At 56.7% G+C, this 12,854-nt stretch carries 10 protein-coding genes and 1 pseudogene; 4 read left to right on the top strand and 7 right to left on the bottom strand.

From position 1 onward, the window contains the following. Window positions 1-194 precede the first annotated feature (194 nt). Window positions 195-2,915 carry a type IV pilin N-terminal domain-containing protein gene (locus DJ81_RS16595; RefSeq protein ID WP_094590694.1) on the bottom strand — a complete coding sequence of 907 codons (2,721 nt, stop codon included), beginning with the start codon at window positions 2,913-2,915 and terminating at the stop codon, window positions 195-197. 437 nt (window positions 2,916-3,352) lie between these two features. Here DJ81_RS16595 and DJ81_RS19720 point away from each other — a divergent pair. Beyond that, window positions 3,353-3,567 (top strand): annotated as a pseudogene (locus DJ81_RS19720) (hypothetical protein). Here the strand turns inward: DJ81_RS19720 and DJ81_RS18920 are convergent. Next, on the bottom strand, window positions 3,554-4,102 hold the full coding sequence (locus DJ81_RS18920; RefSeq protein ID WP_141212604.1) for a DUF6498-containing protein: 549 nt from the start codon (window positions 4,100-4,102) through the stop codon (window positions 3,554-3,556). The pseudogene DJ81_RS19720 and the gene DJ81_RS18920 overlap by 14 nt on opposite strands. A gap of 232 nt (window positions 4,103-4,334) precedes the next feature. On the opposite strand from DJ81_RS18920, the gene DJ81_RS16585 reads away from it, so the two are divergent. Then, a complete protein-coding gene (locus tag DJ81_RS16585; RefSeq protein ID WP_094524411.1) occupies window positions 4,335-5,108 on the top strand; it encodes a hypothetical protein in 774 nt (257 codons plus the stop codon). Between the two features lie 728 nt (window positions 5,109-5,836). Here the strand turns inward: DJ81_RS16585 and DJ81_RS16580 are convergent. From DJ81_RS16580 to DJ81_RS16565, 4 genes are all read right to left on the bottom strand, one after another. Then, window positions 5,837-6,124: a type II toxin-antitoxin system RelE/ParE family toxin gene (locus tag DJ81_RS16580; RefSeq protein WP_094524419.1), complete on the bottom strand. Its 288-nt coding sequence runs from the start codon at window positions 6,122-6,124 to the stop codon at window positions 5,837-5,839. Further along, entirely contained in the window at window positions 6,114-6,410 is a 297-nt protein-coding gene (locus tag DJ81_RS16575) for a ribbon-helix-helix domain-containing protein (protein ID WP_094590655.1), read from the bottom strand. The genes DJ81_RS16580 and DJ81_RS16575 overlap by 11 nt, the downstream gene beginning before the upstream one ends. 422 nt (window positions 6,411-6,832) lie before the next feature. After that, on the bottom strand, window positions 6,833-7,306 hold the full coding sequence (locus tag DJ81_RS16570; protein WP_094590653.1) for a PIN domain-containing protein: 474 nt from the start codon (window positions 7,304-7,306) through the stop codon (window positions 6,833-6,835). A gap of 11 nt (window positions 7,307-7,317) precedes the next feature. Then, entirely contained in the window at window positions 7,318-7,587 is a 270-nt protein-coding gene (locus DJ81_RS16565; RefSeq protein WP_094524422.1) for an AbrB/MazE/SpoVT family DNA-binding domain-containing protein, read from the bottom strand. 679 nt (window positions 7,588-8,266) lie between these two features. On the opposite strand from DJ81_RS16565, the gene DJ81_RS16560 reads away from it, so the two are divergent. Beyond that, window positions 8,267-11,464 carry a PAS domain S-box protein gene (locus DJ81_RS16560; RefSeq protein WP_094590651.1) on the top strand — a complete coding sequence of 1,066 codons (3,198 nt, stop codon included), beginning with the start codon at window positions 8,267-8,269 and terminating at the stop codon, window positions 11,462-11,464. Window positions 11,465-11,983: 519 nt separating this feature from the next. Here DJ81_RS16560 and DJ81_RS16555 read toward each other — a convergent pair. Further along, complete coding sequence (locus DJ81_RS16555) at window positions 11,984-12,274, bottom strand: hypothetical protein (protein WP_094590649.1); 291 nt, start codon at window positions 12,272-12,274, stop codon at window positions 11,984-11,986. A 150-nt stretch (window positions 12,275-12,424) separates the two neighbouring features. Between DJ81_RS16555 and DJ81_RS19390 the strand changes: the two genes are divergently transcribed. Further along, complete coding sequence (locus DJ81_RS19390) at window positions 12,425-12,616, top strand: hypothetical protein (protein WP_141212012.1); 192 nt, start codon at window positions 12,425-12,427, stop codon at window positions 12,614-12,616. The last annotated feature ends 238 nt before the right edge of the window (window positions 12,617-12,854 follow it).

Raw genomic sequence — 12,854 nt, 5'->3', positions numbered from 1 at the left:
ACTCCCCGGGGGCAGATGCTACAGTCACGCTTGTTGCAGACAGATATGCTCTCCCGTCCATGTATGCGGTTTGAACGGGAGAGCATAAAATAGATGTTTAGAAAATACGGATACTTTAGTTACTTACACAGATGCGTTCTGTTTCTGCATCTGTAGTGTATTGGAGTTGTGTTCGAATGGAGAGTTACAGTCCTCTACCTGTCTTGGTTAAGCGGTTCGCGGTGGAGTACCTCGCTCTCATTGAAGACGACAATGGCCATCTCAGGCTCCGAGTCGATCGTAACGCTAGTCTCGTCGCCGGCGGTCACCTCGTCGGCGTCGGAATCCCAAGAGCGCAATCCGTCGGTCGCGGGTTCCACGACCACGTCAACCTGGTCAGCGTCTAGCGCGTCACCGCCGGCGTGCGTGAACGTCACGACGCCCCCGTCGCCATCCTCAGCCGGTTCATACACGACCTCGAACGTCGCCTGCGGGGAGATCACGTGCTCGGTTACGGTTCGGGTCTCCTCGCCAGCAGTCCACTCGACAGTGATCGTTGTGCCGGCGGACAGATCACCAAGCGACAGCGTCTCCCCACCGGTCAGTCGGTCCGTCTCATCGGCGGGCTGGTCTGTTGTGGGCTCACCATCGATCAGAACCTGGAAGACATCGGCGTTGCGACGAACCTCGCCGACGTAGCGGAGCGTCGTCCCCGACGCTTCGTTGTCGCCCCCGTCTCCTTCGTCAACGACGAATCCGCGGCGGGGTGCCGCCGAGAAGTGAGCGACGGAGCTGGTCGCCGACCCGTTCTCAAACTCGGTGTGGACGCTGACGACAACGGTGTCGTCGAGCCCGACGTCGTCGACCGTGATCGTGTCTCCCGTCGTTAGTTTGTCGTGCTCGGACGCAAACGCCGACTCCTGATCGTCTTCTCGTCCCTGGAAGTCACCAGCACTGTTCACCGACACGCGCAGTCGTTCGGGGTCGGCAGGCTGTTCGCCGACGTACTCGATCGTCATCTCCTCGGAGTCAATATCGTAGGTCGCCGCGAGTGCGTCGCGTGCCGTGGTTGTGCCGCCAATATGGTGTTCGCGGTCGCCGCCGGTCCACACGAGTCGGACCCGCAGGAGTGGGGGTACTGGAGCAGTGAATGAGTCATCCGGACCAAACTCGTCGAGTTTGTCCGCGGGCTGGACATCGGCCGGGGTGCGACCGACCTGGAGCGCTAACTCTGACGCTGGAAGCGCCCGACCGCCTCGGTGTTGGACCGTAATCTCGCCGGCGTCCGGGTCGTATTCGATCGATGCGCGCGTGTTCGGAACGACCTCATGTTCGGCAATGACAACCGGTTCGTCTGGCTCCTGCCACTCGACTGCGACTGTACTTCTCAGGGGAAGTTCGCCGAGAATCATCTCCTCGTCGCCCGAGAGTGTATCGTGTTCGTCAGCAAACTGCGTGTCAGCTGTCTCTCCGTCGACCAGCGTCACGAACGCGTCAGCAGGGCGAGACTCCTCTCCGTCGTACCTGACTGTGGTCCCGTCCTCGGCATGTGAGTGGATCCAAACACGCGGGGGGCGGGCACGGTAATGGATGAGCGACCTGCCACCCATCGGTTTCTCAACGTCGAACTCTAGCTGTACACTGTCGCCAATCGACACGTCCGTGACGGTGACTGTATCGCCAGGTTCGAGGGTTCCGTCGGTGAATTCCTCGCCGACTGTTTGGACGCCTCCCTCGCCGCGGTGGACCAGCTGAAGGCTACTTGCGTCGGCGGGGCGCTCGGCCTCGTAGCTGAGTTTCAACGTTTCGGCATTCATCTCGTACTCGACGTCGAACGCCTCGCGGTCGACCTGTTCGCGAGCGTACGTGTCGTAGACATTCGCGTCCGGGTCGAACCACCGCAGCATCACGGTTGCGATCAGTCCAGTCTCGACAGCGATCTCATCGCCGGCCGTGAATTCCTCGCCGTCGAAGACCGTGTCGCTCACCTCATCGCCGTCGTGCCACACTTCCAGCTCGTCGGCCGGCACCGCCTCGCCTTCAACATGCTCGAACGTCACGGTGCCGGCAGCGCGGTCGTATTGCGACCGGATGTGGGCATCCGGTGACGCCTCACGGTCAAATTCCGGCGGGGCCTCGACAACGGTGTCGACGAGTACGAGTCCGTCGGTTCGGGTGATGTCCATCTCGACCGGGACGGCGGGGTCGACGGTACGCACGAGTCGCTCGATGGTCTCGTCGTCGAGCCCGTCGGCGTCATCAGCCGGGCGGATCACATACGCGTTCTCCGCCGTTCCGTCGAGGTCTCTGAGGTCGTCAGGATCGGTCTCGAAGCCGGCGGCGAACGCGTCTACGTCCTCGGGGACCGCGGGCGGAAACGGACCATCGGCAGCGTCCGGAATCAAAAGCACCGTCTCGAATCCACCAAGTCGAGGGAGGGCGGCCGCGCCCAGCGGCGATTCCGCAAGGCGATCGACATCGTCGGCGGCCGCACGGCCGGCGGCGCGAGCGACTTCGATCCGCCGATCGCTCCTGTCGTCTTCCGCCGAGTCCGAACGACTGCGAGGACTTGGCGAATCCCCACTGCCGGTCGCAGTGGCCGCCACGCCGTCACCGGTGAGGAACGCGGTCTCACCGTCATCGGCGAGTCGCCAGTCGGCAGGGAGTTCGTCCGTCGTCTCGGCCTCCGCGGGGACCTCGTCGTCCGACTCACCGCCGGTATCACCGCCTCCCTCGCCGACCGCAATCGTCTCACCGCGGTCGAGTCGGTCGAAGCCGCCAGCTGCCGTCACCAGCTGGAACCCACGTTCGGCCGAAGTGACCGCGACCGTCGCAGACAACTCGTCGGCGTCAATGTCGAGCCGCTCAGTCGCGGAACGGGCGCGGTGGCTCAGTTCCTCTGCCGCGTCGGCGTCGATGCGCTCCGCAATGACTATCGCGTACGTCGTCGACAGCGCGTCGCCCGCCGGAACAGGGAGGAAGGCGTCGGCGAATGGTGCCGAAATATCGATGTCAAGGGCGGTCGGTGTCCCGGCCGGTCGGCCAGAAACGTTCACGTCGGTTTCAGAGGCGAGAACACCTGTCAGCGCTGCGAGCGTCAGGGCGCTTCCTCCGAGGAAGCCCCGACGGGAGGGTCGTACCATACGCAGAGATACCGACACCGCACATAAAAACGGCCGATAATACAAATCGTTATTGTAGTCTTCAAGCATCGGCTGCTCCCGTTATGCCATCGCTGACCGCCAGCTTCGCTATTTGCGTGTGAGACTGATCGCTCAGTTCAGATAGTTCAACGAATAGCATTTTTATGCGGCGTTGTATCTGAAGTATAATAGCTCACCAGAGCTGAATAGTTGTAATGAGAGATGTTCGAATGACAGGAGATAGCAGTTCCAACCACGTTGCCAGTCAACCGGTTGTTGTTCAGGAGGTACCCATCAGAACGAGATACCAGACAATATCGACTCAGAGCTGTATTCGGCAGAATGCCACATCAACTCGTTCCACGAATTCAAAATTGTACCTGGAGGCGAGCTTGTTGAAGCACTCCGCAACAACGGCTACACGGTAGATTTCAGAGACCGATAATGACAATGAGCGTCAACTGAGCGGGCGTTCGGAGTAGTTCTCGCGCAGAGACGTTGGTGTACTCTCGCCGTCCGAGATACCCGATCATGAACTCGGCACCGTGTGCGAACACCAACGCGCCAATTCCGAGTAGAAGGTTGATAGACAGCACTATTGAGCGATCAACTGACAGCCAGTACAACGCGCTTGGTGGGACGACTGAGAGCGCCCATGTGCCAAGCATTGAGAGTCCAAACGGGACGTTTCGCGGATAGATCGGCGGCCATCCGGGTCGAGGACACCACCCGCCTCGTTTCTCGCGGAGTTCGTGTAACGGTTCGATCTGACCGACAACGTCGGGGGAGTCACGCTCATCAAAGAGTATTTTTCTGACTCCCAACAGCACCGTGCTGAACGCTTCAATCCAATATATAACGAGGAGTGCCCAGGGGTCCCATCCCAAAACAATAACCCCGATAAGCGGCACGAGATTTGCACCGATGAGGACGAGGCTTTCGAGCGAGCGGAGTGGCGAGGTGGAGGGCGATGCGTGCATACTTCGGTACGGGTATTGACCGATTGAGTCGACTCTTGAATATATAAGATGGTTCGTACATCACCGATGGCAAAGTTTCTGACGCGACAGCACCGAATTAGAGAAGAGAGTGTGTACACTGCGCTCTTGAGACAGCGAAACAGGGACGATTCCGTACCGATACCCCCTCAGAGTGAGAATATCGCTCTTATTTCGGGCATTTTATTGGAGGGGACTAAGAGATACTACTCGAATGGCCCTCCAACTCAGCCATGCGGTTAGCGACGGTATTCGGCGTACACTCACCCGAACTGGTGGAATCCTCTTCGTTGGGTTCCTCGTGATTCAGTTCGGGATTCAAACAGCTGTCAACAGTACTGTTCTCGGGTATCTCCCGCCCCAAGCCGCGGCGCAGTTTAGCCGCAACGCTGGGCTCGCGCTTCCGATGTCTGGAAATGTCGGACTTGCCTTGTTTGGTGTGCTCATCATTCTGAGCTCGGTGTACTTTGTGATTCTCTCTCGAACGTTTGCTCAACCACTGAGCGAGATGTCGACGTTTCCCGCGCCGGCGACGCAGCGACTCGGGCGAGCCACGGCAATCGCGCTGGTCGGTGGACTGATCGTGAGCATCACGGTGATGATTGGCTTCTTCCTCCTGTTCATCCCGGGGCTGTTCTTTGCGGCCTCGTTCCTGTTTTTCATCTTCGCCGTTGCCGTCGAAGATCGCGGCATCATCAGTAGTCTCAAACGGAGTTGGGGGCTGGCTCGCGGTTCCCGGCTTAAACTCGGCGTCCTTGTCGTTGTGTCCGCCCTGTTCGGCGGGGTTATCGGTGGTGTCGCACCGCTGTTGGATCTCGCTGGTGTGCCGGTCGCCGCTGATGTCGTAACGGTCGTTCTCACGACAGTATTTTTCCTGCCGTACTATGCGATCATCGCGTCGGCGTACCTCCAACTGCGTGACGACCGAGACGTTTCCAACCGGTCGACAACAGAGCCCATCGACGCGTCACAGGTACCTGAACTCTAGTCGGTTCGCTCACCCCTGCTGAAACCCTCGGTACGCAATATATCCCTGTGCGGGTACGGTCACCACAGTATCTTCACGTGATACCGGATAATTCGCTCAGCAGTCAAACGAGGACTTTCACGAAAATAACAGTTCACTCTCATTTCGCAACATGACCGCCAGCTGAGAGATATATTAAATCTCTCACTAATTTGTACGCACTGGAGGTTCAGAACTCGAAAGCTGTTCCACTGTGGGTAATGAAATCCGTACTGAACAGGGCCGTCCTGCTGATTTCCGGGGCTCTGCATTCAAATATGATAAATATATGCCAACTCGTTTCGATAAGATGCCCACAGTGGACAGAGACAAACGTCTCGAGGAAGTTCCCATGTCCGCCCGTCGATGGGGTGTAGACATCAACCACGAAGAATCTGTTTAGAGGATTGTATTTTTGCCCGGACATGTATTGTGCCCGCCGCCGCGCCCTCTAACTGCCCGGCGCTTCCGCAGTTCCGACCTCAACAGTGGTTGTTTGAGTCCACATAGCCTCGATGAGTACGCGCTTATTGCAGACGAACTGGACCTTTCGTCGGTCGGTCAGCCGTATCTAAAGCCCGACCTGGCGGAGATCGAAGCTGTGACGCGAGTCGATTTTTCCACCGAAATGAAAACGCGGGGGTTTCGTTACGCTGCTTCAAAGAATCCGTTTAATCCCCGTCTGTCGTTCGGTTGCAGATCGGATTCCGTCAGTCGTCGTCAGCGGTGTAGGCACCGCTTCGGTGTTCGATCCGATGGACCTCCAGCACCGACTCACCCCGGTCGAGAATGCAGGCGAGCCGATACTGACCGACGCGGAGTTTCGCGAACGGACCGCCGGTCAGCGGTTCGAGGTACTCGTCGGGGTCGCGCCACTCCGACTCGACCACCTCGTCGAGTTTCGAGACGATGCGGTCCTGCACGTGTGGGTCGAGTGAGTCGAACTGATCCGCAGCTCGCGGCGTGAATTTCCAGGTCCAGTCGTCCTCACTCGTCATTTTCGTCTCGATCCATCATCTCGACGACTTCATCACGAGAGACCAGCTCGGCGTCGCCCGAACGGAGATCGTGCTCGCTCGCCGCGATCTGTTTCCACCCCTCGCGGGAAAATTCTGGATGTTTCACCGCGTCTCGGGCAGCGTAACGGAGGAACTCGCTCCGGGAGTTGAACCCCTGTTCCTGCCACGTCGTATCGATGTCTTCGAGGAACGCTTTGCTGAGTCGGAGATTGATCTGGACCATCTCGGGCCCATCGTCACCATTTGCGGTATCCGCATCAGACATATACAGATGCTTTGCGTCCGTATATACTAAGTTGTATCGTCGCCGTGTGGATGTCGGCACGACTCGTAACGAATTCTGCCCGAATCCAGTATTGCTTCTGTTAGCGGACAATAGAGCCACTGAAACGTCTGAAAACGGCAGTTGAGATAGAAGTAGACTCGCGGGGGTTTCGTTGCACTGCTTCAAAGAATCCGTTTAGTCCCGGCGCTGTCCGTCGAATGGTCGGATCGGCGATTCTGGTGTATTCGTGCGTTTCACCACCGCGTGTGAACGATTCTCAAAAGCCTCTTTGTGGAATAGCTATCGATGTAATGATATTTTCACTGGTTACCGTATAAGACATACAGCGCATATCTCGCATGCCCTGTGATCAGGGCAAATCAGCAGACTCGTCAGGAAAGAGCGTCCACGGACCGCTAACCCTAGATGAATGTTAATTTGCTACGCTTGTCGGGCGGAATGGGATTGGTGTATGTAACGTCCTCACCATCGCACAGTTCCTCGAAATCATCGTCAGTCGTAATCAGGTAGTCAGCATCATATGCCCGTGCGAGCGCCAGGATAAACGAATCGTAGACATCGTGATTTTTCTCGGCGCTGATCTCGTATGCCTCCAGAAGCGTGGTCGCGGTCGCACCAACGATTCGTGCCGGACTCCGAACGAGCGATTGGATTGCGTTTCGAGCAGCAATTTCGTCAACTCCGAAATTATTCGTCATGAGATACTGTGTCCGGAGCGGATAGTAGTCGAAGACGAGCAAGACATTTGGCCCATCAAGAGCGTTCTGGATCCACGGATACACATCGTCATGCGCCGGATGATCGTCAGTCAGACCGATGGCAAGAATATTCACATCAGTGAGGACGGTTACCTCGGTCGGGAGTGAATCAGTCATCGGTTCTCCGATCACTGATCCATCGGCCCAAAGAGTGCGTCTCCCGCATCGGTTGGTGTCGTCTCATCCCAGTCATCCCGCCCGGCTGTTGCTAGCTCAAGCTTCGAACTCGGCTTCGGGTTGAGTTCAAGCACGGAGCCGACGAGTGTCGCCGGGAGCTCGTCGTTCGATTCGATTCCCAACCGATCTCTGACTTCTTTCGGGAGAGTGACTCGACCCCTATCGTCTACGGTGAGTGTCAGCTCTTCCTCGTGGTTTCCATCGATCGACGTCTTTCCCATTTTTCTTTACCTAATACCCACTACTATACTGATAGATAAAACTGTTGTGCCCCACAGAGTATCGATACGTCCGCATCCACAGTGAGCAGTTGGTTCAGATCGAGGTATCTGGAGCAAATGAAGGCGCTGTGCTGACTACACGCTCTGAGTCTTGCGCTACTCTACCTACGAAATTTCATACACACCACTATGTCACTGCCTTCGGGAAGAACCAAACACACCGTCACAGCGTCATCGACCGATCGATTATCTCTCGTGTCTTCGAGCCCCGGAGCACCAAACGAGGTCAAGACGGATTCCGACAGGACTCGTAACGAATTCTCGCCGAGTTCAGCAACCACATACTCAGAAGACAGTAGAGGGGTCGAATCGACTGAAAATGGCGGATAAGGTAGAAGTGGACTCGCCGGGAATCCGTTACGCTGCTTCAAAGAATCCGTTTAATCCCTGTGCTGTCCGTCGGTTTGCGCGATAGTTATAAGCACCACAGAGGTCACTAGCACCGTTGTATATTGAAACTGACACGGTCGGCGTGACCGATACAGAGGATGTAGTCAGCAATGGAACTGCTTATTTCTCCATCTAAATCCTGAACCACCTGATAGAATGCGCTTGCGAATCTTGCGCTCACGGTCTCGCATTCCGCAATTGATAAAACAACTCATCTATTTTAGATAGTATGCAAACTTTTTACACACTCTTAACCATCTCAGGGGACCCAAGTACGGGTCGCTGGGGGCTTTTTCTCATTTTCACCGGGATTGCGGTCAGTTGCTTCGTGGGTGCTGCGTACGGCTCACGGCTGCGGCGACGAGATACGCAGCTCGGGCTCAGAGCGGTCCTCCTTACCAACGGATTGTGGCTGGGGTTCCAAGCGCTTGGGCTGGTTACCACCAGCGAGTCGCTTAGCAACGCGCTCTACATTGGGGGACTCATCTGGGGGCTCACGGGCGTGGGTGCATGGATGTATTTTATCTCCGCGTACACCGGTCGGTCATACCATCGCGACCGACGTTACCGTGGACTCGCTGTCGGCACCTATCTCGGGCTCCTCATCGTTAAGCTCACGAACCCGCTGTACGGACTGTACGTCTCGACGGAACTACAGCAAAGCCCGTATCTACACCTCGTGGTTGAACCGCAGTTGTTCTACTGGGTCTCGTTCTCGCTCACGTACGCACTCGTGGCACTCAGTTTCTATTGGTTGCTCACGACGCTGCGTGAATCGGCGTTTCCAACTGGGAGTCTCGGGGCGCTCGGAGTCCTCGCGCTGTCACCGATCATACCGCGGTTGGCTGTCAGCACGCTACCGACCGAGCTACTACCGCCTATTATGCTGGGATTGAGCTTCGAACCGGTCGGTGTGACCGCGTTTCTCGCGGGAGTGTTAGTGTTCGTTGGGAAACCCTTCCGACAGATCGAGCAGTCTGCCCGCTCACGATTCTTCGAGGAAGCCGACGACGCGACGTTCGTGTACGATACTGACGGTGAACTCGTCGAAACGAACACGCAGGGACAGGAGTTACACTCAGCGACCGACAAAGACCTTACGACTATTGAGGCGTTCGAGCGGTCGTTCAGTCCGAATACCGAGCTTGAGGATACGGATCCTGTCCCTGTGGAAGTTTATGGCTCCACCCGATACTTCGAGGTAATAACGAACCGGATGGCTACCGGAGCTGAACTTGTCGGGACGGTCGCAACCGTTCGGGACATTACCGAGCGGCGAGCGCGAAAGCGCGAACTCGAGGAGCGGAAGAGAGAGCTCGAACTGAAAGAGCGAGCGATGGACGAGGCTATCGTCGGGATCACGATCAGCGATCCCGACCGCGAGGACAATCCGCTGATATACGCTAACGACGGGTTTGTCGAACAGACCGGCTACACCAGAGAGGAAACACTCGGACGGAACTGTCGATTTCTCCAAGAAGACGATAGAGATCAGGAGGCGCTTGACGAACTCCGTGAGGCGATTGCCGCCGAGGAACCGGTGACTGTCGACCTGCGGAACTACCGCAAAAACGGCGAGCAGTTCTGGAATCGGTTGTCGGTGACGCCGGTGTACGATGACGGCGAATTGGTCAACCACATCGGTGTCCAGCAAGACGTAACCGATGAAGTGCGCCGCAAACAGCGGTTGTATGAGGAACGCGAACAGTTCCGCCTGCTAACCGAGAGCGTCGACGAGTACGCCTTTCTCATCGTCGACGAGGACGGAACCGTTCAAACGTGGAACACCGGTGCTGAGGACCTCTTTGGGTACGACGGTGACGCGGCGGTCGGAATGTCGATGGCTGAACTCCATCCTGAGTCCGACCGCGAGTCCGGCCTCCCAGAGCGGTTGATACAACAGGCGCGTCTCGCCGGCGAGAGCGCCCACGAGGGCTGGCGAGTTCGCGCCGACGGGTCGGAGTTCTACGCCGACGTCCGGTACGCGCCGCTCGAATCCGACGATGGGGTGTTTCGCGGGTATGCGGTGATCGTCCGCGACATGACCGAACGCCGTCGCCAACGGCGCCGAACCGAGCGATTCGTCGAAGAGTCCGAGGACGTCGTTACAGTCCTCGATCCCGACGGGACAATCACCTACACCAGCGGGTCGGTGACGCGGGTGTTCGGCTACGACCCCGACGCCCTCGTTGGCGAGAACCTCTTCGATTACGTTCATCCAGACGGACGCGAGCACGCGATGGAGGCGTTCTTTAGCTCGGTTGAGGAAACCGAAAGCGTCACCGCAGAGTGTCGACTCAGATCTCCGGATGGCGGGTGGTTCAATATCGAAAGTCGATACCGGAACATGCTTGACGACGACGCCATCGACGGAGTGATCGTCTACCTCAGGGATGTGACCGAAGCCAAAGACCGTGCTCGGCGGTTCGAGAGCATTTTCAACCAGACGTTCCAGTTCACGGGCTTGTTGGACACCGACGGGACGGTCATCGAGGTCAACGACGCCGCCCTCGAGTTCGGCGGGTTCGAGCGCAGCGACGTCGTCGGGAACCCCTTTTATGAAGCCCAGTGGTGGACACACTCCGAGACAGTCTACGATCGGGTTCAGGACGCAATTGAGCGAGCCTCAGGCGGGGATTTCGTCCGCTACGAAACGGAAGTGCGGGGCGCTAACGGCTTCGCAACAATCGACTTCTCGATAAAACCCGTGACAGATGAAGACGACGAGATTACCCTACTCGTTGCTGAGGGGCGCGATATCACAGCCCAGCAGCGGTATGGTCGCCACTTGAACGTCATGCAGCGCGTGATGCGACACAACATGCGGAACGATTTGACAAAAGTCCGAGGCTGGACAGAGCTGATGAGCAGAGAGACGGACGCAGAAAAACGGGCGGAACAGTTCGAGACCGTCAAACCGATTCTTGACAAGTGGGGGCAGATGATAGAGAAAATGAAACAGATAAAACAAGTCCTCAATCCGGAAGGTGGTGGGGCAGCCACGACAGAGGCTGGCCCACTGATCGGAGAGGTCGTTAATGAAATCCGAGAGGAACACGAGGACGCAACGATCCTGACTGAGATATCTGGCGATGGGTCGGTGCAGCTACAGACGACGCTCGGAGAGGCTATCCGTGAGTTGGTAGAAAATGCCGTGAAGCTGAACGATAACGCTACAGTCGAGATCGAACTCGTCGAGTTGGAAAACGAGTGGATTGAGGTCCACGTGCGAGATGACGGCCCCGGAATGCCGGAAATGGAGGCGGATATCCTCGAAACGGGAGAAGAGACGCCGCTCAATCACGGCGGAGGGCTCGGTCTGTGGATGGTTCGAATGATCGTCACGCAAGCCGGCGGTGATGTGTCCGTAGCGACAACCGACGGGACGGAGGTTAATTTGCGGGTGCCGGCTATGAGAAGTTCATAAATTGTTGCTGTGAGCCAACAGCGTACGCCGTGAAGAGAACTCTGTGGCGGCGTAGTTATCGTCAGAGACAATCTGCGTCAAATTGAATGAGTGTTGGTTCATGCGAGAACACGGTTGAGAGTGAAACGGTGGCTGGGATATCTTATCGGGACGCTGCCGATGTTCAATTATTTGTGCTGATTGTAACCCACATATTTCACCAGATTTCTAATGGATATCAGATAGATCTTTATTCGTCGCGGTATATGTGTACCCTGTACTGACCGATCACTCTTTCTTTACAAACTGACCCCTGTTTGTGCCCGGTTCGCGCTCTCTATCTTGCATCTCTGAATCGATATATCAATATTACGTTAGATGGCGGATGACCGATACAGAGGCTCAAGTCAGCACGGGGGTAAGTTACTTTTTATCTGAATCCTGAATCAGCCGATAGAACACGCTTGCGTAGTTACCGACCGACCGTTCCGGATTGCCACCGAGAAATATCAGAGATATATCAGAACCGGGTGCCATCCCCTACGCTAATAGTAATTCAGGGACCGATGCAAGGACACCGAGGAAGACAACGAAGGTACCGACGGCTAGCATTCGAAGTGTTCCTGCTGAACGTCGTCGGTCCGGTGGCAGCGACTCGGCGACTCCGGAGAATCCAAGCCCGATAGCAAAAAAGATGAAAAAGTCAGAAGCGTTGAGCACGACACCAATGTATACCCAAATAAGGAGGCTGATGAACGATAAGAACAGCATGATGAGCCCCTTCCTTCGTCCATCTGGCTCACGGAACACCATCTGTGGAAGTAACTCCATATGTACCAGCAAGAGTTCGGCCGTGTAAAGCGTGCGGATAACTGAAAACCGGCCTGTACTCTCTCTTTCATTTGCGTCTTCCGGGGATCTATTTGCCAGCAGTGGAACACGGTTACTAAATTTATTATGCAGCCTCAGATAATGGAGAGTATGGCCCTCCAGACAGAGAATTCGAACAGGACACAGCAGGGTGGTGTTGTCGCAGGCAGTGCTGCAATTATGTTTGCTGCTGCAGGAACGACCGAAGGGCTGTTTTCAGGTGTGATGTTCGTCGCAGCGATGGTGACGATTCTCTCCGCGCTTGGGCTCTATGCAGCCGCGTACCGGGAGAGAAAGGACTGATCACGAAGCACATTGACATCCTCCCCGCGCTAAAGCGCGAGGATTCCCCGAAGGGGATATTCAGGTTGCGCGTTTCCTCGGGCCTCAAGTACGCTTTCGCGTGGACCGTCAACGGTCGCCACCGAGTTGTGACCAACGGTGTGCTTTTCAGCGCGTGTAGCCCTGTCAATGGGGCCTTCCTCCCCGCAATCTGCGGGCGTCGAAGACGGCCGGCTATTCAACCAGCGAGGTAGTACGG

The organism is Halorubrum sp. Hd13, assembly GCF_002252755.1.
GTDB lineage: Archaea > Halobacteriota > Halobacteria > Halobacteriales > Haloferacaceae > Halorubrum.
This window is presented reverse-complemented; position numbering and strand designations above follow the sequence as displayed.

Excerpts from the sequence above, each read along its gene's own strand:
- DJ81_RS16580 (WP_094524419.1), bottom strand. The coding sequence starts at position 6,124 with ATGACGAGTGAGGACGACTGGACCTGGAAATTCACGCCGCGAGCTGCG.
- DJ81_RS16585 (WP_094524411.1), top strand. The coding sequence starts at position 4,335 with ATGGCCCTCCAACTCAGCCATGCGGTTAGCGACGGTATTCGGCGTACA.
- DJ81_RS18920 (WP_141212604.1), bottom strand. The coding sequence starts at position 4,102 with ATGCACGCATCGCCCTCCACCTCGCCACTCCGCTCGCTCGAAAGCCTC.
- DJ81_RS16575 (WP_094590655.1), bottom strand. The coding sequence starts at position 6,410 with ATGTCTGATGCGGATACCGCAAATGGTGACGATGGGCCCGAGATGGTC.
- DJ81_RS16565 (WP_094524422.1), bottom strand. The coding sequence starts at position 7,587 with ATGGGAAAGACGTCGATCGATGGAAACCACGAGGAAGAGCTGACACTC.
- DJ81_RS16570 (WP_094590653.1), bottom strand. The coding sequence starts at position 7,306 with ATGACTGATTCACTCCCGACCGAGGTAACCGTCCTCACTGATGTGAAT.
- DJ81_RS19390 (WP_141212012.1), top strand. The coding sequence starts at position 12,425 with ATGGCCCTCCAGACAGAGAATTCGAACAGGACACAGCAGGGTGGTGTT.
- DJ81_RS16560 (WP_094590651.1), top strand. The coding sequence starts at position 8,267 with ATGCAAACTTTTTACACACTCTTAACCATCTCAGGGGACCCAAGTACG.
- DJ81_RS16555 (WP_094590649.1), bottom strand. The coding sequence starts at position 12,274 with ATGGAGTTACTTCCACAGATGGTGTTCCGTGAGCCAGATGGACGAAGG.